The 24,019-nt window shown below is 47.8% G+C and carries 22 protein-coding genes; 4 read left to right on the top strand and 18 right to left on the bottom strand.

Going from position 1 to position 24,019, the window contains the following annotated elements:
- Window positions 1-20 precede the first annotated feature (20 nt).
- From AOT11_RS11020 to dnaQ, 4 genes are all read right to left on the bottom strand, one after another.
- Window positions 21-1,970 (bottom strand): monovalent cation:proton antiporter-2 (CPA2) family protein, encoded by a 1,950-nt coding sequence (locus AOT11_RS11020; RefSeq protein ID WP_017419551.1) that lies wholly within the window; start codon window positions 1,968-1,970, stop codon window positions 21-23.
- Window positions 1,970-2,584: an NAD(P)H-dependent oxidoreductase gene (locus AOT11_RS11015; RefSeq protein ID WP_013571277.1), complete on the bottom strand. Its 615-nt coding sequence runs from the start codon at window positions 2,582-2,584 to the stop codon at window positions 1,970-1,972. Before AOT11_RS11015 ends, AOT11_RS11020 begins: the two co-directional genes overlap by 1 nt.
- 71 nt (window positions 2,585-2,655) lie before the next feature.
- The gene (locus tag AOT11_RS11010) at window positions 2,656-3,906 is read right to left on the bottom strand and encodes a TIGR03503 family protein (RefSeq protein WP_026050192.1); all 1,251 of its coding nucleotides are present in this window, start codon (window positions 3,904-3,906) and stop codon (window positions 2,656-2,658) included.
- An 8-nt stretch (window positions 3,907-3,914) separates the two neighbouring features.
- The gene (gene dnaQ / locus AOT11_RS11005) at window positions 3,915-4,646 is read right to left on the bottom strand and encodes a DNA polymerase III subunit epsilon (RefSeq protein WP_011079788.1); all 732 of its coding nucleotides are present in this window, start codon (window positions 4,644-4,646) and stop codon (window positions 3,915-3,917) included.
- Between the two features lie 68 nt (window positions 4,647-4,714).
- On the opposite strand from dnaQ, the gene rnhA reads away from it, so the two are divergent.
- Entirely contained in the window at window positions 4,715-5,182 is a 468-nt protein-coding gene (gene rnhA, locus AOT11_RS11000) for a ribonuclease HI (protein ID WP_017419553.1), read from the top strand.
- 1 nt (window position 5,183) lies between these two features.
- On the opposite strand, the gene AOT11_RS10995 is transcribed toward rnhA, so the two are convergent.
- Window positions 5,184-5,951: a class I SAM-dependent methyltransferase gene (locus AOT11_RS10995; protein WP_011150951.1), complete on the bottom strand. Its 768-nt coding sequence runs from the start codon at window positions 5,949-5,951 to the stop codon at window positions 5,184-5,186.
- Between the two features lie 38 nt (window positions 5,952-5,989).
- On the opposite strand from AOT11_RS10995, the gene gloB reads away from it, so the two are divergent.
- From gloB to AOT11_RS10980, 3 genes are all read left to right on the top strand, one after another.
- Window positions 5,990-6,748: a hydroxyacylglutathione hydrolase gene (gloB, locus tag AOT11_RS10990; protein ID WP_011079785.1), complete on the top strand. Its 759-nt coding sequence runs from the start codon at window positions 5,990-5,992 to the stop codon at window positions 6,746-6,748.
- 71 nt (window positions 6,749-6,819) lie between these two features.
- Complete coding sequence (locus AOT11_RS10985; protein ID WP_026050193.1) at window positions 6,820-8,403, top strand: lytic transglycosylase; 1,584 nt, start codon at window positions 6,820-6,822, stop codon at window positions 8,401-8,403.
- The gene (locus AOT11_RS10980) at window positions 8,400-9,089 is read left to right on the top strand and encodes a YIP1 family protein (RefSeq protein ID WP_011079783.1); all 690 of its coding nucleotides are present in this window, start codon (window positions 8,400-8,402) and stop codon (window positions 9,087-9,089) included. Before AOT11_RS10985 ends, AOT11_RS10980 begins: the two co-directional genes overlap by 4 nt.
- On the opposite strand, the gene AOT11_RS10975 is transcribed toward AOT11_RS10980, so the two are convergent.
- From AOT11_RS10975 to bamA, 13 genes are all read right to left on the bottom strand, one after another.
- Entirely contained in the window at window positions 9,067-9,921 is an 855-nt protein-coding gene (locus AOT11_RS10975; protein ID WP_013571273.1) for an endonuclease/exonuclease/phosphatase family protein, read from the bottom strand. The two genes, AOT11_RS10980 and AOT11_RS10975, sit on opposite strands and share 23 nt — an antisense overlap.
- Window positions 9,922-9,984: 63 nt before the next feature.
- Window positions 9,985-10,323, bottom strand: a complete 339-nt coding sequence (gene glnB, locus AOT11_RS10970) for a nitrogen regulatory protein P-II (protein ID WP_013571272.1) — start codon at window positions 10,321-10,323, stop codon at window positions 9,985-9,987.
- A gap of 137 nt (window positions 10,324-10,460) precedes the next feature.
- Window positions 10,461-10,775: a c-type cytochrome gene (locus AOT11_RS10965; RefSeq protein ID WP_011079780.1), complete on the bottom strand. Its 315-nt coding sequence runs from the start codon at window positions 10,773-10,775 to the stop codon at window positions 10,461-10,463.
- 63 nt (window positions 10,776-10,838) lie between these two features.
- Window positions 10,839-12,149 carry a tRNA lysidine(34) synthetase TilS gene (tilS, locus tag AOT11_RS10960; protein WP_017419555.1) on the bottom strand — a complete coding sequence of 437 codons (1,311 nt, stop codon included), beginning with the start codon at window positions 12,147-12,149 and terminating at the stop codon, window positions 10,839-10,841.
- An 84-nt stretch (window positions 12,150-12,233) separates the two neighbouring features.
- Window positions 12,234-13,193 (bottom strand): acetyl-CoA carboxylase carboxyl transferase subunit alpha, encoded by a 960-nt coding sequence (accA, locus tag AOT11_RS10955; protein ID WP_011079778.1) that lies wholly within the window; start codon window positions 13,191-13,193, stop codon window positions 12,234-12,236.
- 37 nt (window positions 13,194-13,230) lie between these two features.
- Complete coding sequence (gene dnaE, locus AOT11_RS10950; RefSeq protein ID WP_017419556.1) at window positions 13,231-16,710, bottom strand: DNA polymerase III subunit alpha; 3,480 nt, start codon at window positions 16,708-16,710, stop codon at window positions 13,231-13,233.
- Window positions 16,711-16,823: 113 nt separating this feature from the next.
- On the bottom strand, window positions 16,824-17,447 hold the full coding sequence (rnhB, locus tag AOT11_RS10945) for a ribonuclease HII (RefSeq protein WP_017419557.1): 624 nt from the start codon (window positions 17,445-17,447) through the stop codon (window positions 16,824-16,826).
- Between the two features lie 3 nt (window positions 17,448-17,450).
- Window positions 17,451-18,593 carry a lipid-A-disaccharide synthase gene (gene lpxB, locus AOT11_RS10940; protein ID WP_017419558.1) on the bottom strand — a complete coding sequence of 381 codons (1,143 nt, stop codon included), beginning with the start codon at window positions 18,591-18,593 and terminating at the stop codon, window positions 17,451-17,453.
- A gap of 92 nt (window positions 18,594-18,685) precedes the next feature.
- Window positions 18,686-19,474 (bottom strand): acyl-ACP--UDP-N-acetylglucosamine O-acyltransferase, encoded by a 789-nt coding sequence (gene lpxA / locus AOT11_RS10935; protein ID WP_013571268.1) that lies wholly within the window; start codon window positions 19,472-19,474, stop codon window positions 18,686-18,688.
- A 1-nt stretch (window position 19,475) separates the two neighbouring features.
- Window positions 19,476-19,928, bottom strand: a complete 453-nt coding sequence (gene fabZ, locus AOT11_RS10930) for a 3-hydroxyacyl-ACP dehydratase FabZ (RefSeq protein WP_011079773.1) — start codon at window positions 19,926-19,928, stop codon at window positions 19,476-19,478.
- Window positions 19,929-20,020: 92 nt separating this feature from the next.
- On the bottom strand, window positions 20,021-21,052 hold the full coding sequence (lpxD, locus tag AOT11_RS10925) for a UDP-3-O-(3-hydroxymyristoyl)glucosamine N-acyltransferase (RefSeq protein WP_017419560.1): 1,032 nt from the start codon (window positions 21,050-21,052) through the stop codon (window positions 20,021-20,023).
- Window positions 21,053-21,060: 8 nt separating this feature from the next.
- Window positions 21,061-21,570 carry an OmpH family outer membrane protein gene (locus AOT11_RS10920; RefSeq protein ID WP_013571265.1) on the bottom strand — a complete coding sequence of 170 codons (510 nt, stop codon included), beginning with the start codon at window positions 21,568-21,570 and terminating at the stop codon, window positions 21,061-21,063.
- A 16-nt stretch (window positions 21,571-21,586) separates the two neighbouring features.
- Complete coding sequence (gene bamA / locus AOT11_RS10915) at window positions 21,587-24,001, bottom strand: outer membrane protein assembly factor BamA (protein WP_017419562.1); 2,415 nt, start codon at window positions 23,999-24,001, stop codon at window positions 21,587-21,589.
- Window positions 24,002-24,019: the final 18 nt, after the last annotated feature.

Raw genomic sequence — 24,019 nt, 5'->3', positions numbered from 1 at the left:
CTTACAAAAATCAAATAACACTATTTGAAGTTGAGATCATTTACCTCATTGTTGAGCTCTTGCAGATCGTCCGCGTAATCTTTGGGGGGCGGTGTCCAACCCCGCTCGGAGCGAGAAAGATTGGTATGGCGATCCTTTTGCATTTCCAACATCATTTTTTCTTCAAGCTGCATAAACAACTTTCTGTAGTTGTTATCAAAACGCTCACCTTCTGAATCGTCTAACCAAGCGCTGTACAAAGAATCTGACTTACGATTTTCAACGCGCTTGTATCTCATCTTTTGTTGCTCAACAAAAAACGGATGAACCCCCAATAATTTCATGGTTTGCCCGCCCACTTCTAATGCCGAATGATAAGTTTCTGACTCAATCACATCCGCCCCGGCTTGGCGCAGACGATAACCGTGTCCACGGTCAAATGCTCTGGCGATGACTTTCACACTGGGGTAAGCGTGCTTAACCTGCTTCACTAACTCTACACTGGCATCGCGATTATCAATCGCGACCACAATCGCGGCCGCTTCTTCAATTCCCGCGGTGTGCAGAATATCGGGGCGAGTCACATCACCAAAGTAAGCTTGAGTGCCAATCTGTCGCATCACATCTACCTGATTTGCTTGGTAATCAAGTGCAACGGTTTTAATTCCGTTAGACAACAATAAGCGATTGACTATCTGTCCAAAGCGCCCAATACCAGCGATGATCACTGTGCCTTTTTCATCAATGTCATCATCGGCTCTTTCATTAAACTTAGTGGCGAACTTCGGCAAAATAACTCGATCAAAGAGGATAAATAGACCCGGAGTGAGAAACATGGAGATCGCCACCACCAGCGAGAGTTGCTGGGAGAGAGGCGTCGATATCACGTGATTTTGTACTGAGAAACTCAGCAGCACAAAACCAAATTCACCCGCCTGCGCCAAGCTCAATGCAAACAGCCAACGATCACTGCCTTTTATGCGGAAAATAAACGACAGCGCCAGTAACACTATGGCTTTCAGGAGCATCACCGCCAACGTTAAACCGATGATGGTGCCAAACTTATTGAAGAGAATGGTAAAATCGATGCCCGCTCCGACCGTAATGAAAAACAGGCCCAAAAGCAGCCCTTTGAAAGGCTCAATATTCGATTCGAGCTCATGACGAAACTCACTGTTTGCCAGCATCACGCCCGCCAAAAATGTGCCTAACGCAGGAGACAGTCCAACTAAACTCATCAACGCCGCAATACCAATCACCAGCATCAAGGCCGCTGCGGTAAAAATTTCTCTTAAGCCGGAATCGGCCACGTAACGAAAGATCGGACGACTGAGGTAATGCCCACCGACGATCACCACGCCAATGGAAAGTGTAATGACGATACCATAGGCCCAGCCAGGTAAGCCGGCAACCAGGCTCAACTGTTCATGATGCTCCGAGGCCGATTGGATGGATTGCTGAGCTTGCTCGACCAATTCAGGCAGGGCGAGCAGTGGGATGAAAGCCAGCATCGGAATGACCGCGATGTCTTGGAACAACAACACAGAAAACGCGTTTTTACCCCCTTCCGTCTTGCTTAATCGCTTCTCGTTAAAGGTTTGCAACACGATCGCCGTTGATGATAAGGCGAAAATCAATCCAATCGCTAAGGCCGTGGTCCACACTTGGCCGAAACAGACAGCAATCGCCACAATAATCCCAGCGGTACCCGCAACTTGTAAGCCGCCTAGCCCCAATAAGCGGTTACGCATTGCCCAGAGCATTTTAGGCTCAAGCTCTAAACCGACCAAAAACAACATCATCACCACACCAAATTCGGCGAAATGCTGAATGGTGGTGGTTTCTTCCCCGACCAAACCAACGATGGGGCCAATCACCACGCCAGCGATAAGGTACCCAAGCACAGAACCTAGGCCAAAGCGTTTTGCTAATGGCACGGCAATCACTGCGGCAATCAGGTAGATGAAGGCTTGTAAAAATATTTGAGTCATCAGGCTTCCTTGATGATTTGAGGTAGGGCATGAGTGATTTTGTTCAAATGATTGGCGGCGTGGATATTGACTCGATCTTCCACTAAGGCTTGCAGCAAAGTCACGTAGCGCTCGACATGCTGGTCAATACGATTTTCCTCTAACGCGGTACGTGCACCAAATATCGCAAACGGTGGTAGGTAGTGCATACTGGTTAGCGCGGCCATTTGTTCAATCGGTGCCAACAATTGACGAATGGTAAAGTGGTTATAACCCTCTGCTTTGTATGCTTCTTCTTTGCCTCCTGCAGAAACCACACAGAGCATCAGCTTGTCTTTCAAAGCGGTTCCATCTGTCCCGTAAGCAAAGCCGTATTCCAGCACCAAGTCTTGCCACTCTTTCAACAATGCAGGGGTGGAATACCAGTAAAGAGGAAACTGAAACACGATGACATCATGTTCCAGCAGTCGAGCTTGTTCTTTGTCGATGTTGATGTCGAACTGAGGGTACTCGGCATACAGATCGACACACGTGACACCGTCAACGGCTTGCGCTGCGGCAAACAGTGGCGCATTGACCTCTGAGCGATGTTGCGACGGGTGAGCATAAATCACCAAAACTTTGTTCTTCGACATGGGTTATTTGTCCATTTTTCGTCACCAACTCAAAAACTCTCTGAGTTGGCGGGTATTCCGAAGTTATCCACTTATTTCTTCGGCACTTCTAATTGCATCTCTGGAATGGCTTGGCGTTTTGCTCGCAACTTGCCCCAGACGAACCACACCACCAGCCCGAGTAAGATGACTACCACGTTACCAATACCAATCATCATGATGGCTTGTTTACGATCGGCCTCTCTTTGCGCCAAAAGTCGTTGTTCTTCTTCAATGCGGCGTTGTTCTGCAAGCGCGGCTTCTTTGGCTTTGCGCGCGGCTTCAATATCCACCTCTTTCACAACACTGAACGTTTGTTGTGAGATGGGGAACATCAATGGGCGTTGTGTCGCGGCGTCAGTGGCGAACACTTCACCCTTCCAACCATAAATACCGATCATCTGGCTACTATCGAGCAGCATCGACACTTTTAAGCTCTCTTTGTCCGCCTGCCCTTGCACATAATTGACGAAATCATCCGGAGCACTTTGCTCAATGTGAACCGCCAAAGACCCAGGCTGCACCATACCTTGCTCGCCTGAAACCACAATACTGTGTGGCTTGCCTTCATCACGTGACTGAATGAAGGTGGTAGAAACAGGGCTAGGATAGACCAGCACTTCCTGTTCTTTGGCTCGTAGGAACACGCCATTTCCTGAGGTGATACGCGCCCGATACTTGCCCGGGTCCACTTCGATAGGCAACTGCACAGTAAACACACCATCGCCAGCTCGTTCATCTAAGCCCGTGCCATCATCGCTAAAATCACCAATAACAATGGGAACTGGACGCGCTTCTTTTACTAAATCTTGCTCGTTTTCAACAAACTTCGTGAAAGTCACTTTTAGATTGACGCGGTCAAGGAAATCTCTCAGGACTAACGGCTTATCATCCGATGCGAGCCTTGCGGTGAATTTCATCACTTCGCCATGATACAAACGACTGGGGAAGACATCCGTTGAAAGCGTCAGGTGAGAAATCAGCCGAATGTTGTTTTTTGGGCTCACTTTTCCCACGGCTTGCCAAGGGCCCGGCATCGGGTTGTCGATAGAGATGATGTCCATCGCTGGCTCTTGATACCAGCGGACGTTGGGGTAGCTTTTGAAGGCGTAGTATTTTCGACCATCTGGTCGCACTAGCACTACGGGCTGAGAGGGATTTTCGCGATAAATCAAGAAAGTGATTTGATCGATGGTTGGATCCACTCGAAAGCGGTTATCCAGCAAGGACATGGTCGACTCTGTCGCAGCATGGCTTACACAACTAACCAATAACAATAATACGACTGACAATGTCCTCAACATAGATTCTCCTATTGACGCCAGAGGCAAGTTCCGCTTTTTTCTACAATATCCAATCTAGATTGGTGCGCTTCTAATTCATCGGCCGTTGCACGCAAAACCTTAAGAGATTTTCGCCCCGCCACTCGGCGAATGTCTTCACCACCGCCTTCTTGCGAGTTGGCGTTGAACTCCAAACTGGTTTGCCCACCGGTCATCAGCAGGTAAACATCAGCCAGAATCTCCGCATCGAGCAATGCCCCGTGGAGCGTTCGGTGTGAGTTATCAATGCCGTAGCGTTCACACAAAACGTCTAGGTTGTTACGCTTGCCAGGGAAGATCTTCTTCGCCATCGCCAGCGTATCGGTCACCTTGCAGTAGTCATCGGTTTTACCGATAGCAGCGTCCAGTTTACCGAACTCATAATCCATAAAGCCCACGTCGAAGGGCGCGTTATGAGCCACCAGCTCTGCCCCTTTAATGAACTCTAGGAACTCTTGGTGAACTTGACGATACTCCGGTTTATCAACTAGAAACTGATCGGTAATACCGTGAACATCGATCGCATCGGGTTGAATTTCACGGTCTGGCTTAAGGTAAACATGGAAATGTCGCCCGGTCAGCTTGCGGTTGATGATCTCCACCGCCCCGATTTCGATGATTCTGTGCCCCATATAGTGTGGGCCACCTTCACGGTTCATACCCGTGGTTTCCGTATCGAGCACAACGATACGATCGTATTCAGAATTGTTACTGGTATTCATAATGATATGTGTGTCAGACTATGCAGAACGTATGCTTTAAACATGGCTTTCGCTAATAGTACCAAAACATGACAAAACAAGTTGAAATTTTCACTGACGGTTCTTGCCTCGGTAATCCTGGACCCGGTGGTTACGGTGTCGTCTTGCGTTACAAACAAGTCGAAAAAACCTTAGCACAAGGCTATAGACTCACCACCAACAACCGAATGGAAATGATGGCTACCATCGTTGCTCTTCAGGCCTTGAAAGAACCTTGCAATGTGATTCTCACAACCGATAGCCAATATGTTCGACAAGGTATTACTCAGTGGATCCACAATTGGAAAAAGCGCGGTTGGAAAACCGCCGATAAAAAACCGGTCAAAAACGCCGACCTTTGGCAAGCGCTTGATAAAGAAACCACTCGCCATACGATTGACTGGCGCTGGGTCAAAGGACACGCTGGCCATCGTGAAAACGAAATGTGTGACGAGTTGGCACGTACCGCGGCCGAAAACCCAACCCTAGACGACACTGGTTATCAGCCTGCCGAGTAAACTACTCTCTTCCTCTGCAAGCGCAGCTTTTGCGCTTGCTCAGTAAATCACGCTGTCGGTTCATTACGCCGAGCGGAGATAAACGACGCTTTAACTGCCAATGCGGTTTGATGGGCTTAAGGGGATATGTGCGTTTTCTTGCGACAATAAAATAGAGACTGCCCGCAGGAGATGCCCAATCGCCAAGGCTGTTTTCAAGCCAAGTCCACATGGTTCGGTATTTCTTCATCGGAAACAGTGCATAACGATCGCAATGCACCACTTGATAATTCAACACTCCCAGCCAATCTTTGATCCGATTGGTGGTGAACATTCGTCCACTCCAAGGCAAGTTGTTTCTTCGCCAGGGCATTAAACTGGCCAGCCCAGTCAAGCTCACTGGATTAAACCCTGTAATCACCAGATAGCCATCGTCCATCATCACTCGATCCACTTCGCGCAGTAATCGGTGGGGATCACTGGCGTAATCCAACTGATGCGCCAAGATCACCGCATCAAAGCTTTTTTCGAGAAAGGGCAATTCGTAACCATCTGCGATGACATTGTGCAAAGGGTTCTGGATATCTAAGTTAACTTGGTGTTGAATGTTACATATTGCACTGGTTAACTCGCAGCTCAGCCCACCCAGTTTCAGCAAATGGTAACCAAACAGTTTCGGGCACCATTCGTCTAAACGGGTTTGAATCGATTCACGAACCCATTGTCCGTTGTTCATTTCTTCCCATGTGTAGGGATGCTGGATAACTTTACTGCTTAGTGCTGGCTTCATTAACCACCTAACTAGTTCGAACGAGCGGAGAATCCATCGTGTTAGAGATCAAAAGCATACCTGCATTCAACGACAATTACATCTGGTTGATTCAAAATAGCGATCAGCGTTGTGCTGTGGTTGACCCAGGCGACGCCAAGCCTGTCCTTCACTACATCGAGCAACATCAATTAACTTTAGAAGCGATTCTTATCACCCACCACCACAATGATCACATTGGCGGCGTGGCCGATTTGGTGCGTGCGTTTCCTAACGTTAACGTTGTAGGGCCGAAAGCAGAACCGATTCCAACGCTCACCCACCCCGTGGAAGATGGCGACCGACTTGAGTTATTCGATGAAACCTTCTTAGTGTTAGGTTTAGGTGGCCATACCTTGGGTCATATTGGTTATGTTGGCGACGGCAAACTGTTTTGTGGCGATGTGCTCTTCTCTGCTGGCTGTGGTCGTATTTTTGAAGGTACCGCGCAACAAATGTTTGACTCACTCAACAAGCTTCTCGCCCTTCCTGAGGAAACGGAAGTGTTCTGCGCTCATGAATATACCGCCAGCAACGTTGCTTTCGCCTTAGCCGTGGAACCGGATAACGAGTTACTTCACCAATACCGTGATACCGTCAATCGACTGCGTGCGCAAAATCTGCCAACCATTCCAACCACATTAAGACAAGAAAAATGGATCAATCCATTTCTTCGATATCTGCAACCCAGTGTTATTCACTCGGTTTCTAGCAGAACGAAAAATAGCGATCCACTCTCGGTTTTTACAGCATTACGTGAGTGGAAGAACGAATTTTAACTTTTTGATGCTTGTCTCCTGACCAAGGAGGCAAGTATTATCAGCAGCCCAAAGTTAAACAGGCTGGAACCATGCGTTTTAAGTTTAGTTGGGTGTTTGCACTACTATTGCTTTCTGGCTGTCAGAGCCTACAAACAGAGAGCAATACCAGTGCCGCGCCTGAGACCAATGCCTCGCAAGCAAAATCGTCGCAGCAAACTGCGAAAAAAGTAAAACCAAGTGACAAAACGCTTGAGAACGTTGCCCCAGAGCAACCTGTCGTCACACCTCAAACTCAGGAAGACGTTTGGCAACGCATCGCCATGCAACTGTCTCTGGAAGTCCCCGATCATGAAAAGGTCGATTATTACCGCACTTGGTACCTCAAACACCCTAATCACCTTAAAACCGTCTCACAACGTGCGACCCCATTTCTCTATCTGATCACTGAGAAAATTGAAGCACGTGATTTGCCTCTTGAGCTGGCATTGTTACCTGTCGTAGAAAGCTCATTCGACCCATTTGCCTACTCTCATGGCAGTGCCGCAGGCTTATGGCAGTTTGTTCCGGGCACTGGGAAAATGTATGGTCTAGAACAAAATTTTTGGTATGACGGTCGCCGAGACGTGGCAGCCGCCACCGACGCTGCGCTCGATTATCTTACCTACCTCAACAAACGTTTTGATGGTGACTGGAATCACGCGATCGCGGCGTACAACAGCGGTGGTGGCCGTGTATCGAGCGCGATCCGTAAGAACAACAAACTGGGTAAACCTATCGATTTTTTCTCACTAGATTTACCCAAAGAAACCAGTGGCTATGTGCCAAAACTGCTCGCCCTTGCCGATATTGTCGCCAATCAAGAGAAATACGGCATTGAGATCCCTGCGATTCCAAACAAACCCGTGTTGGCACTGATTGATCCTAAGGAGCAATTGGATCTCGCCATTGCTGCACAATACGCCGGGCTGAATGTCAAAGAGCTGCAAAGCTATAATCCGGCCTACAACCAGTGGTCTACGGCACCGGATGGTCCTTACCAACTGCTAATTCCTGTTGATAAAGCAGAGCAGTTCATCGCGAAAGTAGAAGAAAATCGCGGCAAAGGCATGAAGATGGTGCGCTACAAAGTGCGCTCTGGCGACACCCTCAGCGTCTTAGCGGAAAAACATAACACCACCAGTGAAGTGATCCGTAGCGCCAATAGCTTGAGCGGCAACAACATTCGTGTCGGCCAGTACCTACTGATCCCTACATCGCAAAAAGACGCCAGCGCTTACACCTTGTCGGCAGCAAACCGCTTGGCTAAGACCCAAGCCACTGCTCGCGGTAAATATAAGCTGACGCACACCGTTAAATCCGGCGAAAGCTTATGGAGCATTGCTAAAGCCAATAAAGTGGATCACCAAGCATTAGCGAAGTGGAATGGCATGGGACCACGTGACACATTGCGCGTTGGGCAAGATCTGGTGATTTGGAAAGAGAGCTCTGAAGGCGCCATTATCCGTACCGTTTTCTATAAAGTACGTTCAGGTGACACCATCAGCGCTATTGCGACCAAGTTTAAAGTCAAAAGCAACGACATTGTGAAGTGGAACGCGCTACAAAATCAAAAGTACCTGAAACCAGGTCAACAATTAAAACTCTACGTGGATGTAACTAAGGTAAGTGTATGACCCCTTCCAGTAACCCGTTTGTCATGATGCTTGACATATTTCGCTCTCCAACCTCATGTTTTCTCGCGCTTTATCAGCGTGGTGCTTGGGGCTGGCAACCGTACATTGTTCTCATATTGACCCCATTCCTGTTTTGGGGAGCGTATTTTTCTAATGTGGACTTCCAGTGGTTGAGCCAAATTTTAACCCCTCAATTTCAACAAATTAATCCAGAACAATTAAAATTCTTGGACGATCCAAACACCTTGATGGCGAGTGAGATCATTAGCGATGTGTTTGGACGAACCTTGACGATTTTGATGTTGGCATTTTGGTTCACTCTGGCAACCAAGCCCAGCCAGCATCAACACGGGTTTTGGAAATGGTTTGCCGCTGCAGCAGTGATCACCTTCCCAGCGGTGTTAGGCGACTTCGCTAGCTATGCAAGTTTGATATTGAAACATGGTCAAGTGGTGATTTACGCCGCCGATCTCAATAGTCTCAATGGGTTGATCAAGCTACCATTGACAAACGAATGGTCTCAGTTTGCCAGTTCAATGCCTTTGCTACTTCCTTGGTACATTGTGCTTGGTTATGCAGCCGTGCTGACATGGACAGAGTTTGAACGTGGACAAGCTTTGGTGATCGCCGCCCTTCCTTGGGTGGGATACTATCTGATTTGGGCTATTTATCTGTTGGTAATGTAAAGCTGACCAACAGTGGATTATGATCAGAGGCGTCCGTTTGAGGCGCCTCTGCTTTTTGCACTTCTAAGCCTTTGTAAAACACATGATCAAGCGGCAGCCCTGTGATAAAACGAGTTCGCTGATCGGGTGAGAAAGCAACTTCAATAAGCCCAGCGTTTTCCAATCGTTCCGTTACCGCTTGCAAACGTTTTTCGCTCCAAGTATTAAAATCACCCGCGACAATTGCAGGCCCTGGATGCTCTTTTAACGCCGCAATCAGGTCATTGACTTGTTGCTGATATTCTTGCACACCCCAAGTGAAATTGACGGCATGCAGGTTAACCACGATCAACATTTGGCCATCGGAGAGCGGGTACTCCGAATACAATCCCGATTTAGGCAAGCGAATCCACGGCTCCAATTGGGTGTAGCCACACGCCAAGCGAGGCTTACGCCAGCCTAATGTCAAGACGCCAGCGGCTTTATCAAACGCTTTAAACGCGTTCACTTGCTCGCCGCTCCAACCACCAGAGGCTATCCAGCGTTTTAACCCATCTTCTAAGCTGGCTTCTTGCAACAGAATTAATTGTGCCCCAACACTCATTTGGGTCAGCACAGACTGCCAATTAGCGCGATTCTGTTTGTAAATATTCCACACCAACAGGTTCAGACGCCCCTCTTGATCAATGCTGGCACGCGTTGAACTTTCATAACAATGCAGTTGCTGGTTAAACGAACCGTCGCTGATAGTGGTCATTTCAGGCTGTTCAGGGATGTGGAAAACGGTGTGGAATGCAAATATCCCACCAAACACCAACGCCAATGGCAGCCCCACCCAAATGCGTTTTCTCATTCTCTTAATCTCTACTAAATGTCAGCACTAAAAAAAGGAGCCTTAGGCTCCCTTTTTGTGTGATTAAATCGCGTCTTCATCTTCTTCACCGGTACGGATACGTACCACGCGTTCGACGTTTGTGACGAAAATCTTACCATCACCAATTTTGCCAGTTTGTGCAGTTTCGATAATGGTCTCTACGCATTTATCCGCCACATCTTCTGTTACGACGATTTCCAGTTTCACTTTTGGCAGAAAGTCGACCATGTATTCCGCACCACGGTAAAGCTCAGTGTGGCCTTTTTGACGGCCAAACCCTTTCACCTCGGAAACGGTCATTCCCGTAATACCGACTTCAGCTAGCGCTTCACGAACATCATCGAGCTTAAAAGGCTTGATAATTGCTTCAATTTTTTTCATGTTCATCCCTTAAACTTCAATTTGTTAACCTATTATCGGTGAGCCATCGACAACATTCAATCACAAACCGCCCTATTCTCCCTGTATAAGACGAAAAAGCCAGAGCAACGGCTCTGGCTTTCGTCAAATCGATTTAATTATTTCAGGCTCGCATAATAAGCCGCCAAATTAGCAATATCCGCATCATTTAGCATTGCCGCTTGCGCTTGCATCACGACCGCTAAGCCGCCGTTACGCTCTTTGTTTTTGTACGCTTTGATAGCAGAGACAAGATACTGCTCATTTTGACCTTTGAGATTTGGGTAGCCCGGGATCGTAGCCATGCCATCCGCACCATGACAAGCGGCACAAACCGCAGCTTTTGCTTGCCCTGCAGCGACATCACCTGCAGCTAGAACACTTCCACTCATCAGGCCTAACCCTAGAGCCAAACCAATAGCGACTTTCTTCATTGCTTTTCCTTTTTTATATCCATGATGGTTATTATATCCATACGATTTTTACATGAATTTGGATTATTTGCGCCAAAACAGCTCACAATCTTGACCAATAAACTGGCGATCCACAAACAATCCCGCCACCGCCACAACCTGTTGGTGATACATCAAAATTGGCGTGCGACGGCGCAACCAACTTGGTACTTGGTATTCTTGAAACAGCTTTTTCAACTTCCGACTGTGACCTCGCTCCGCCGGATGGGCACTTAGCCCCTCTGGGTTAAAGCTTATCCACAACGCCTCACTTTGCTCTGGAAGCGCGATTTGACCGAAACCACGACTTAGCGTTAACTCAATCGTCCCTAAACCATCAGGCAAAGCAAGCGGTGTATTGAGCGTGATCGGCGCATGCCAAGCAGAGAGATCCTGGTTGTCTGCAACCAAATAAAGACGCTGATTGAAACGGCGTACCTGCCCTTGGCTCAGTTGCAATATTGGATTGGCATCTGCTTGAGAAAGCGCGACTTGCTGCCAAATGAGTGACAACTGATGACGCGTTGGCATAGGATGCCCAAGCTTTGCCAGCCACATTCTGAGCAACTTAAAACGAGCCAGCTCACTTTGCTGTGACAACAGCGTGATAGCTAAGCTCTGGTCTTCGCCAAACAGTTTCTCAAATACCGGTAACAGCAGCTCATCCAGTAACGCCTCTTGCTCCGCACAGAGCGTGGCACTGCGTTGAACAGACGCCGCAAAACTTGGCCATCGTTCAGACAGCGCGGGAAGGATTTGTTGGCGAAGAAAATTACGGTCATACCGCGTGTCTTGATTGCTCTCATCTTCCACCCAATGTAAACCGATGGCATGCGCACATCGTTCAATCTCTTGGCGTCGAACGTCGAGCAGTGGACGAATCAACCGCCCTTGAGAAAAGGGCATTTGCTGAGCCATGGACGACAGTCCCTTGGGGCCACTGCCTCGTTTTAGCGCCAGCAGAAAAGTTTCCACCTGATCATCCGCGTGCTGACCGGTGAGAAGAAGATCATCGGCGTTAATATGCGAAGATAAAGCTTGGTATCGTGCGTTGCGCGCTTCTTCCTCAATGCTATTCCCTTGGCTCAAATCCAATTGAACTCGCTCCACCGTCAGTGGAATCTGTTTTTCTTGGCACCAGGCTGCGCAGCATTGAGCCCATTGATCGGCATTGCGGCTCAAACCATGGTGCACATGAACCGCACAGCACGGCAACAGGTGCTCTTGAGCGTAACGATGAGCCAACTCGAGCAGCACCCTAGAATCTACCCCTCCACTAAAGGCAACCACTAAGCGAGTGTTCGCTTTGCGGTGTCGTTCCAGTACTTGAGAGAAGTGAGAATAGAGAGCGTCCATAGTGACTCCAAATTAAAAAAGGGGCTGAACACACGGTTCAGCCCCTTATTGTATACGATGCGTCTTGTAACCTAAAACTACGGTTTAGCAGTATCCGTAATTCATTAGGCGCTGGTAACGACGCTCAAGCAACACGTCTTGAGGGAACTGTTCCAGCTCCGCTAATTGACGTAGTAGCGTTGCTTTCATGTTCGCTGCCATTTGTACATGGTTGCGATGCGCACCACCAAGTGGTTCTTCGATGATTTCATCAATCAGTTCAAGCTCTTTTAGGCGAGATGCCACAAGGCCCATCGCTTCTGCAGCCTGTGGGGCTTTGTCAGAATCACGCCACAGAATAGAGGCACAACCTTCTGGTGAAATAACAGAGTAAGTCGAGTATTGAAGCATGTTCACGTAGTCGCCCACGCCAATGGCTAATGCGCCACCAGAACCACCTTCACCAACCACGTTACAGATCACTGGCACGGTTAAACCCGCCATCTCTTTTAGGTTGGTGGCGATCGCTTCTGACTGACCACGCTCTTCCGCACCGACGCCAGGGTATGCGCCAGCAGTGTCAATAAAAGTGATGATTGGCATTTGGAAACGCTCTGCCATTTTCATTAGGCGCAGTGCTTTACGGTAGCCTTCTGGCTTTGGCATACCAAAGTTACGCTTCACTTTTTCACGAGTCTCACGACCTTTTTGGTGGCCAATGATCATCACAGGACGACCTTCTAAACGGGCAATACCTGCAACGATCGCTTTGTCATCGGCATAAGCACGGTCACCCGCAAGTTCATCAAACTCTTCAAATACGTGTTTGACGTAGTCGAGCGTATAAGGGCGTTGAGGATGGCGAGCTAACTGCGCCGTTTCCCATGCACCAAGATCACTGAAAATTTTCTTCTTCAGTTCGAGGCTCTTCTTTTCAAGCTGTTCAATCTCTTTGTCAAGGTCAATAGCTGAATCTCCGCCATGACGAGAGACGTCGCGTAGGGCTTCAATTTTTGCTTCTAGTTCAGCAATCGGCTTTTCAAATTCTAGAAAATTCAGGCTCATCTATGAATCCTTGTTGATTCGGCTCGGTTAGCCAAATTTAGTTAAATTCGAGTTCTACCTGGTCTTTACCAAGCAACATTTTTAATTCATCAAGTAATGTATCACTAGGCGTTACTCGCCATTCCGTGCCCAATGTTAACCGCGCTCTGGCGTCGGCACGCTGGTAGTATACATTGACAGGAATCGTTCCGGCTTTATGCGGTTCTAAGATCCGACTAAAGCGCTCAAAAAACTGGTCATCAATCTGTGATGCGGCAATCGAAACAGACACCCCTCTGGCGTATTTTTCACGCGCAGAACCGAGGTCCATAACTTCGCGAGCCGTCATTTTAAGGCCACCATTGAAGTCATCAAAGCTGACCTGTCCAGAAACCACCAAGATTTTATCTTTTTCCAGTAGATCTGCATACCGTTCTAACGCATCTGAGAACAACATCACTTCCATACGACCGCTGCGATCATCCAATGTCATGATACCGATACGCGTACCACGCTTGGTGGTCATCACACGGGCGGCGATCACTAAGCCAGCCAGTGTCAGTGATTGATCACGACGCGTTGGGGTGGCGTCTTTTAATCGACAACTGGTGTACTTATTGAGTTCCGTGAGATACGCATTAACTGGGTGCCCTGTCAAATAAAGGCCCAGCGTTTCACGTTCCCCTTCAAGCCACACTTTTTCTGGCCAAGGTTCCACTTGAATGTATTTGTGTTCCACCTCTTCCGGCGCATCGGTCAATACACCAAACATATCGGCTTGGCCAAATGCTTCCGCTTGATGGTGTTGGCTCGCCGCTTTCACCGCGTCATCCAATGACGCCATTAATGCAGCACGATGCGGGCCAAGTCGGTCCAACGCACCTGCGTAAATCAGTTTCTCAATCACACGCTTGTTGACTTTCTTCAAGTCAATACGCGCACAGAAGTCAAACAAGTCTTTGAAGTGCCCACCTTTGGTACGCGCTTCGAGAATCGCATCAATCGGGCCTTCACCAACCCCTTTGATCGCGCCAATACCGTAAACAATTGCGCCATTTTCGTCCACGTTGAAACGGTACAGACCTGAGTTAATATCCGGTGGTAGTACCGTGAGTTTCATGCGGAAACATTCGTCCACCAAGCCAACCACTTTTTCAGTGTTGTCCATATCTGCGGTCATTACCGCGGCCATGAACTCGGCTGGATAATGAGTTTTCAGCCAAAGGGTTTGATATGACACCAAAGCGTAGGCAGCAGAATGCGATTTGTTGAAACCGTAGCCCGCAAATTTCTCTACCAAGTCGAAGATTTTCATCGCCAACTCGCCATCGACGCCATTTTTCACCGCGCCTTCTTCAAAGGTAGCGCGTTGCTTGGCCATCTCTTCTGGTTTTTTCTTACCCATAGCACGGCGCAGCATGTCCGCACCACCAAGGGTATAACCAGAGAGTACCTGAGCGATTTGCATAACCTGTTCTTGATACAGGATGATGCCGTAGGTTGGGTCAAGAATCTCTTTTAACGACTCATGTTGCCACTTTTCATCCGGATAAGAGATGGCTTCTCGGCCATGTTTACGGTCGATAAAGTTATCTACCATGCCCGATTGCAACGGCCCCGGACGGAACAGCGCCACCAGTGCGATGATGTCTTCGAAACAGTCTGGCTGAAGGCGTTTGATCAGCTCTTTCATGCCGCGCGATTCAAGCTGGAATACCGCTGTCGTTTCCGAGTTTTGCAATATACGGAACGATGCCGGATCGTCGAGCGGGATGGACTCAATGCGAACTGGCACTTTGCCTTCACGCTCTAAGCGCGGATTAATCAAACCTAACGCCCAGTCGATAATGGTTAACGTGCGCAGTCCCAAGAAGTCAAACTTAACCAAACCGGCGGTTTCAACGTCGTTTTTATCAAACTGAGTAACGGGGAAGTTACCTTCTGCATCGGCGTAAATCGGCGCAAAATCGGTGATCGTGGTTGGAGAGATCACCACCCCACCCGCGTGCTTACCGGCATTTCGTGTACAGCCTTCCAAAATGCGGCACATGTCGATGAGCTCTTTCACTTCCTCATCAGCTTCATACAGCTCAGGTAATGCTGGCTCCGCCTTAAATGCTTTCTCCAGCGTCATACCCGGATCGGGCGGCACCAATTTTGAAATGCGATCAACAAAACCAAACGGATGGCCAAGTACTCGGCCCACATCGCGAATAACGGCTTTGGCCGCCATGGTACCGAAGGTGATGATCTGTGATACCGCATCTCGGCCATACATTTCGGCCACGTGGTCAATCACTTGGTCACGTTTATCCATACAGAAGTCGACGTCGAAATCGGGCATGGATACACGTTCTGGGTTCAAGAAACGTTCGAACAGCAGATCATATTCCAACGGATCAAGATCGGTGATTTTCAATGCGTAGGCCACCAGCGAACCCGCACCAGAACCACGGCCAGGCCCAACAGGAATACCGTTGTCTTTCGACCACTGGATAAACTCCATTACGATCAGGAAGTAACCCGGGAAGCCCATTTGGTTAATCACATCGAGTTCGACCTGCAAACGTTCGTCATACTCAGGACGACGTTGCGCGCGAATCTCAGGATCAGGGAAAAGAAACTCGAGACGCTCTTCCAAGCCCTCTTTGGATTTCATCACCAAGAACTCGGTTTCTGCCATCCCTTCGGTTGGAAACGCAGGAAGGAAATATTCCCAAAGACGCACAGTAACGTTGCAGCGCTTGGCGATCTCAACACTGTTTTCAAGCGCTTCAGGAATATCGGCAAACAGCTCGCACATCTCTTCTTCGGTGCGTAAATATTGCTGAGGGCTGTAATTTTTAGGGCGACGTGGATCTTCTAACGTATAGCCATCATGAATCGCAACGCGAATTTCGTGAGCGTCGAACAGCTCTTGTCCAATAAAGACCACTTCGTTAGTGGCCACCACAGGGAGATCGTATTGCTCTGCCAGTTCGATGGCAAAATGCAGGTAAGTCTCTTCATCTGAACGGCCCGTTCGGATCAACTCTAGGTAGAAACGGTCGGCAAAGTGTTGCTGGTAAAACGCCACACAGCTTTCGACCAATTTTTGATTGCCTTTCAGCAGTGCTTTACCTATTTCACCGTTACGTGCACCTGAAAGGATGATCAATCCTTCTGATAGCTCAATCAACCACTCTTTATCGATGACAGGTTGATGTTGAACATGACCTCGCAAGTAGGCTTTGGAAATCAGCAGGGTCAGGTTTTTGTAGCCGGTATTATCTGCCGCCAAGACGGTTAGCTGGGTAAGTTCGTCACCAAATTCGGGCGATTGCATTTTGAAATCAGCACCAATGATAGGCTTAATGCCGTTACCATGGGCTGCGCCATAAAATTTCACCAAGCCACATAGGTTGGTAAAGTCTGTCAGCGCCATTGCAGGCATACCGAGCGCCGCCACCTGTTTGACCAGAGCCGGAACTTTATTGATGCCATCCACCATTGAAAAATCACTGTGTATTCGCAGGTGAACAAATTTTGGGTCAGACATGACGTGATACCGTTTTTAACTTCTGTTTTGTGCCGATTTTACCCCAAGAAAAGGGACAAGTGACACCCTTTACGCTGGGTAACATCAGGCAGTTTGCAGTACCTGCTGCTTTGTTACTCTTCAATGCCTAGTGCTTTCTTAACCGGCTTGAAACTTTTGCGGTGTTGCTCAATCACACCGTGCTTTTCGATTGCATCAAAATGCGCTTTGGTTGGGTAGCCTTTGTGCTGAGCAAAACCAAATTGTGGGTACTGCTTGTCGAGCTCTTCCATCTCTTGGTCACGTACGACTTTGGCGATGATAGAAGCCGCACTGATTTGAGCTACGCGTAAGTCACCTTTAACCACCGCTTGACTGTCCATTGGTAAAGCTGGGCAACGGTTACCATCAATCAAAACCAAATCGGGCTGTATCCCAAGCCCTTCAACGGCGCGTTGCATCGCCACCATGGTTGCTTGCAAGATGTTCAACTGGTCGATTTCTTCTGGCGAACAGCGGCCAACAGCCCACGCCAGCGCTTTCTCTTGAATTTCTGGCAACAAGGCTAAGCGTTTTTTTTCGCTCAGTTTTTTTGAATCGTTCAACCCTTCTATCGGATTGTTCGGATCTAAAATCACCGCTGCGGTGACGACATCCCCCACCAGTGGGCCTCGCCCCACTTCATCCACCCCCGCAATGCAGTGATAGCCCTGAGGATATTCAAAAGGAGGTAACTCTTTGGTTTCTTTTGCTGCCATCTTCTATTTCTCAATCAACTTTAACACTGCATTAGCCGCTTGTTGGTCGGCATCTTTGCGGATCCAATGATGCATCTCGGTGAACTTATCCAACATTTGGTGGTTGTCACCTTCTAACAAGCGAGATACCTCGCCAAACAAATTGTCTGGCGTGCAGTCATCTTGAAGATATTCTTTTACCAACTCAGTGTCGGCCAGAATGTTTGGCAATGAGACGTATTGGGTTTTAAGCAGGCGCTTAGCGAGGAAAGCCGTCACTGCATTGACACGATAGCCCACCACCATTGGGCGCTTAAGTAACATGCATTCGAGTGCCACGGTACCCGAGGCCAGCATGACCGCATCTGAGGCGGTAATGACATTTCGCGCGGTATCATCCACCAGTTTGAAATCCAACTCTGGCGCGTATTCTTTCCACGCTTGTTCAAACTGCTCGCGGCGTTTTTGGTTGACTAACGCGACAACAAACCCCAGTTCTGGGAATACCTGTTTCAGTTTCTTACATGTTTCAATGAATGGCTGCGATAGCATTTTCAGCTCACTACCACGGCTGCCTGGCAGCACTGCCAGCCATTGCTTATCTTGTTCCAACCCGAGCAACTCACGGGCTGGTGCTTTGTCTGATTCCAACGGAATAGCATCGGCGAGAGTATGGCCAATAAACTCACAAGGGACATTAAATTTGTCGTAAAAGGCTTTTTCGAAGGGCAGAAATGCCAATACCAAATGGGTGGCTTTCGCGATTTTGAAAATGCGTTTTTGACGCCAAGCCCATACCGAAGGACTCACATAATGCACCGTTTTAATGCCGGCGTTTTTCAGATCTAACTCAAGGCGTAAGTTAAAGTCTGGCGCGTCTATACCGACAAATACATCAGGAGGATTTTCGGTAAAGTAACGCGCCAGTTCCGCTTTCACTCTCAGTAAGCGAGGTAAGCGCCCCAAGACTTCCACTAGCCCCATCACCGCCAACTCTTCCATATCAAACAGTGACTGGCAGCCTTGAGCGATCATCTTTGGCCCACCGATACCAACAAATTCTGCATCAGGATGAACGGCTTTGATTGCTTTGATAAAGCCTTCACCTAGCGTATCACCAGAGAGCTCTCCAGCGACGATTCCAATACGCAATGGCTTGTTGCTCATGGTTTACTGACCTTTTTTGTTCCACGCTAAAAACACAAAAAGACCGCCATCAGAGACGGCGATCTTTTGTACAGTATGTCAAATCCGGACGATTAGCGAATAATGCCACGCTGTGATTTTTCCAAAAACTCTAGGAAAAGTTTCACCGCAGGAAACGCTTCCGTCTCTTTCGCGATTTCTTCTTTTGCCGCTTCTAGGGTTAAACCACTGCGGTAAAGCGTTTTGTATGCACGGCGAATAGCAAGAATTTCTTTCTTCTCAAAGCCACGGCGCTTCAAACCTTCCACATTGATGCCAAACGGTGCGCAATGATTACCTTGTGCCATCACATAAGGCGGCACATCTTGAACCACAATAGAACCGCCACCCAGCATACAGTGATCACCGATATGACAGAACTGGTGAATCGCAGACATACCACCGACAATCGCTTGGTTACCGACTTTGACGTGTCCAGCTAATGTTGCATTGTTAGCAAAAATACAGCGGTCGCCGATAACACAGTCGTGAGCAACGTGCGCATTGATCATAAACAAGTTATCACTACCAACGATGGTAATACCTTTGTCTTGTACCGTGCCACGGTGCATGGTGACACTTTCACGAATGGTGTTTCGATCGCCAATAATAAGCTGCGTATCCTCACCTGCAAATTTGAGGTCCTGACACGCTTCACCAATTGATGCAAACTGGAAAATGCGGTTTTCTTTACCAATTTTGGTTGGTCCTTTCACCACAACATGAGAAAGCAGTTCCGTGCCTTCGCCAATTTCAACTTTGCTATCCACATAGCAAAAAGGACCAATTTTAACGTTGGCACCTATCACAGCGCCTTCTTCTACCACCGCTGTTGGGTGGATTTGCGCAGTTGCATCAATCATATTAAAACTCTCTACGAGCACATTTCAGTTCAGCAGAACAAACAACGTCACCATCCACTTTCGCCACACCGGTGAAAGCGGCAATACCGCGACGCTCTTTAATGAATTCGACTTCGATGATAAGTTGGTCACCGGGTACAACTGGTTTACGGAACTTAGCACCATCAACGCTGGCGAAGTAATACAGCTCGTTCTCAGAAGGAGCGCCAAACGATTTAAATGCCAATAAACCGGTTGCCTGAGCCATGGCTTCAAGAATCAGAACACCAGGGAAGACCGGAAGTTGCGGGAAATGACCTGTAAACTGAGGCTCGTTAACCGACACATTTTTAATCGCATGAAGATATTTTTCTTCTTGGAAATCTACGACACGGTCGATCAGCAAGAATGGGTAGCGATGAGGAAGTAGCTCTTGAATTTCAGAGATATTCATCGTTTTCTTTTCAGTAGTCAAAGTCTTATTCCTATATTAATTCTTGGAAATATAGCGCGTCATTATAGAAGAAAAAGACTCGCTGTTGGCGAGCCTTTTGCAAGAAATTGGAATTAATCTTCCTTTTTCTGCTCGACGATTTTCTCAATCGCCTTCAAACGCTTATTCATTTCTTCAATGCGATGGACGCGAGCTGCGGTTTTACGCCACTCTTTATTGGTTTGCAACGGAATACCTGAAGAATAGACACCTTTTTCTTCGATGCTGCGCATCACCATGCCCATACCGGTGATATTGACACCGTCAGCAATGGTAATGTGACCGTTGATCACCGATGCTCCACCAATCGCACAATACTTACCAATGGTAGTACTGCCGGCGACTACTGTACCACCAGGCATCACGGTACCATATCCGATGTGCACGTTGTGTGCGATTTGCAGTTGGTTATCCAACACCACGTTGTCTTCGATGATCGTATCATCAAGCGCACCGCGGTCGATGGTGGTACATGCACCAATCTCCACACGGTTTCCGATGCGCACGGAACCCAACTGTGGGATTTTAATCCACTCGCCACGGTCATTTGCATAACCAAAACCATCCGAACCAATCACGGTGCCCGCTTGGATTAAACACTCCGCACCAATTTGAACTTGATGGTAGATGGTGACATTAGCCCACAACTTGGTATTTTGACCTATTGTGGCATTTTTACCGATAAAGCAACCCGCGCCGATGGCGACGTTATCGCCAAGCGTCACACCTGTTTCGATCACTGCATTTGCGCCGATAGAAACGTTCTCACCCAATACCGCGTCAGCAGCAATTACTGCCGACGACGCAATGCCATCCGCCGGTTTTGGTGTGGTGTCTAAGGCTTGCGCGACTTTAGCAAAAGCAACATAAGGGTCGTCGACCACAAGAACGTGACCAGAACAATGCTTACGTTGATCTGCCTTGAGCATCACAACCGTCGCCTTACACTCGGCTAAATGTACTGCGTATTTTGGATTAGAAAGAAACGTGACGTCTCCTTCACCCGCTTTATCCATTGGAGCCACACGCGAAACGCAAACCGTTTCATCTCCGTGCAACTCTCCCCCGGTAATTTTTGCTAATTCAGCTAATGTCAGTGTCATCATAAGAATAATTATTTAATTGATTTAATCACTTTCTCAGAGATATTGTACTCAGGCTTACCATATTGTAGTGCAGTGATGTCGATGACCATGTCGTAGCCTTCTTTCTCTGCAACCACTTTGACGGCGTCTTGAATCACTTTAAACAGTTTTTGTTTCTCTTCCGCTTCGCGACGCGCGCTCGCTTGCTCTAGTGCTTGTGCTTTGATCTTGTACTTGCTGTCTAGCTGACCAATCTCGATGCGCAGTTTTTCAACTTCTTCTTGACCTAAAAGCTCGCCATCGCGTTTTAGCTTTTCGATCTTAGTCTTAGCTTCCGCCTGAATCGCTTGCAGTTCAGCGGCTTTGTCTTTGAACTCTTCCTGCATTTTCTGCAATACCACTTCACGCTGTGGCAATGCTTGGAAAACTTGCGCTGTGTTGATGTAAGCAACTTTCTGCGCAGCTTCAGCTGCCGTTGCAAACATAGAAGAACTTAGTACTAGAAGGCCAACACCAGCCGCTTTGATCATTTTGTTCAAAATCATTTCCTCTGTTTTAGAAGGTTCTGCCGATTGTGAAAGTGAAGAATTCTTCGTCGTCACCTTCGTAAATATTAATAGGTTTCGCTAACGAGAAGACCAAAGGCCCCATCGGCGACATCCATTGCAACGCCACACCGTAAGATGAACGGTAATTGGTTGGATCGGAGTAATCGTAGTAGTACTGATTGCCGTAATCGGCACCGGATTTACGGTAGTCAAATTCCGTATCCCAAACGCTCGCCATATCATAGAAAATACTGGTACGGATTTGGCTACGCGCTTCATCAGACGCAAATGGGGTTGGAACGATCAACTCAATACTGGCCAGTGCAATGGCATTACCACCCACCGAATCATCCGTCGCGGTATCCGAACCGTTATTTGAACCACTGTAGTCACGATAAACCGCTTTCGGGCCTGCTGAGTTCGAACCGAAGCCACGCAAGGTGGTAAAACCGCCTGCGTAATAGTTTTCATAGAATGGGAACAAGTTGTCATTGCCATCCGTTTGACCATAACCATTACCGTAACCCAAGCGACCACGGAACAACAAAGTGAACTCATGTTTCTTCGTTAACGGAACATACTGTCTCACATCGTACTGCATTTTAAAGTACTGAACGTCAGAGCCAGGTACGGTCATCTTGTAAAATGCACGCTGATGGTTACCTGCGGTTGGGAAGTAACCACGGTTCAGGTTGTTACGCGTCCAGGACAGTGTGACATCAAAGTCATTGGTGTTTAAAGCCCCATCAGAGTCAATATTCGACGCTTGTGCTTGTAGGAATTGTTCTACCTGTAAGTAAGGTGACAAGTTACCGATCTTGTTGTGGGTATAACCCACACCAATTTCGAAACGGTTCAACTCATCGAAGGGGAAGCCCCATGTCAAGTTGGCCCCATAACTTTCATTGGTATAGTCAACAATGCCCGCTTCAGATGCTTCAAACTCGTTGTAGAAGATCTTACCGCCTAAGCTCACACCATCGAGGTTCCAGTATGGGTCACGATAATCTAAGCTCACGTTCTTTTGGTAATCGTTCATCATCGCGCTGATACCAACGCGGTTTCCGCTACCCAAGAAGTTCTCTTGCTGCAAACCAACCTGGAAGCTCACGCCCGACTCAGTACCGTAACCAATACCAAAGTTCACGCTACCTGAGTTTGCTTCTTTTACGTTGTAAACAAGATCTACTTGGTCTTCGCTGCCCGGTACACGAACGGTTTGCACATCCACCGTTTCAAAGAAACCGAGACGATTCAAACGCGTTTTACCCGTTTCAATCGCTTTTGAGTTCAGCCAGCTACCTTCCATTTGACGCATTTCACGACGCAACACTTCATCACGTGTTGAGTTGTTACCGGTAAAGCGGATATCACGAACATAGATACGGTTACCAGCTTCAACGTGAACAACCAGTGAAACTTGTTTGTTCTCATCGTCAAATTCAGGAATCGTGCTCACTTTAGGGTAAGCGTAACCTGCTTCACCCAATACACGTTTGATGTTTTCTTCAAGCGTAGTGACGGCAGAACCGTTATACGTTTCACCTGCTTCAAAAGGCACGAGAGCCTTAAACTCTTCCTCTTTGCCAATCAGTTCACCACGGAAGTTAACCTCTTTGACGCTATACGGTTCGCCCTCATCCAGCACGAGAGTGATATAAACACCCTTCTTGTCCGGTGAAATAGCCACTTGAGTCGATTCCACATTGAACTTTAAGTAACCTCGGTCAAGGTAGAAAGAGCGCAACGCTTCAATATCACCAGACAGTACTTGTTTCTGGTACTTCTCGTCAGCAAGGAAGTTCCACCAAGGCACATCCACGTTCAAGTTAAAACGAGAAAGTAGCTCGTCGTCAGCGTAAACGGTATTGCCGATAAAGTTGATTTGCTGAATTTTGGCAGATACGCCTTCAGTGAAGACAAATTTTAAATCGGCACGATTACGTGGCAATGGCGTCACAACCGCTTTTACTGTTGCGTTGTATTTGCCCACGCTGTAATAGAAATCTTCGAGACCTTTCTCAATATTGCTGATGGTCGTTCGATCAAGCGCCTCGCCCTCACGGATACCTGAAGCATCAAGGTTCTGTTGAAGCTGTTCTTCTTTGATCGCTTTGTTACCAGAAAACGAAATACTCGCGATCGTTGGTCGCTCTTTCACTTGCACTATCAGCACATCGCCATCACGGAGAACTTTGACATCCTCAAAGTTACCTGATGCGTATAACGCCTTAATGATTGCCGATACGTCTTTTTGTTCAACCGTATCACCCACGCGGACGGGCATTTTAAGCAATGCAGCACCGAGTGCTACACGCTGTAGTCCTTCAATTTTAATGTCTTGTACAACAAAGTTTTGGGCTCCGTTTGCGGACACGCTGGTTGCCAATAATGTTGCGAACAGAATCTGCTTGATCGCCATAATTGTTTTAATTATTCC

The sequence above is a fragment of the Vibrio vulnificus NBRC 15645 = ATCC 27562 genome (assembly GCF_002224265.1).
GTDB lineage: Bacteria > Pseudomonadota > Gammaproteobacteria > Enterobacterales > Vibrionaceae > Vibrio > Vibrio vulnificus.
This window is presented reverse-complemented; position numbering and strand designations above follow the sequence as displayed.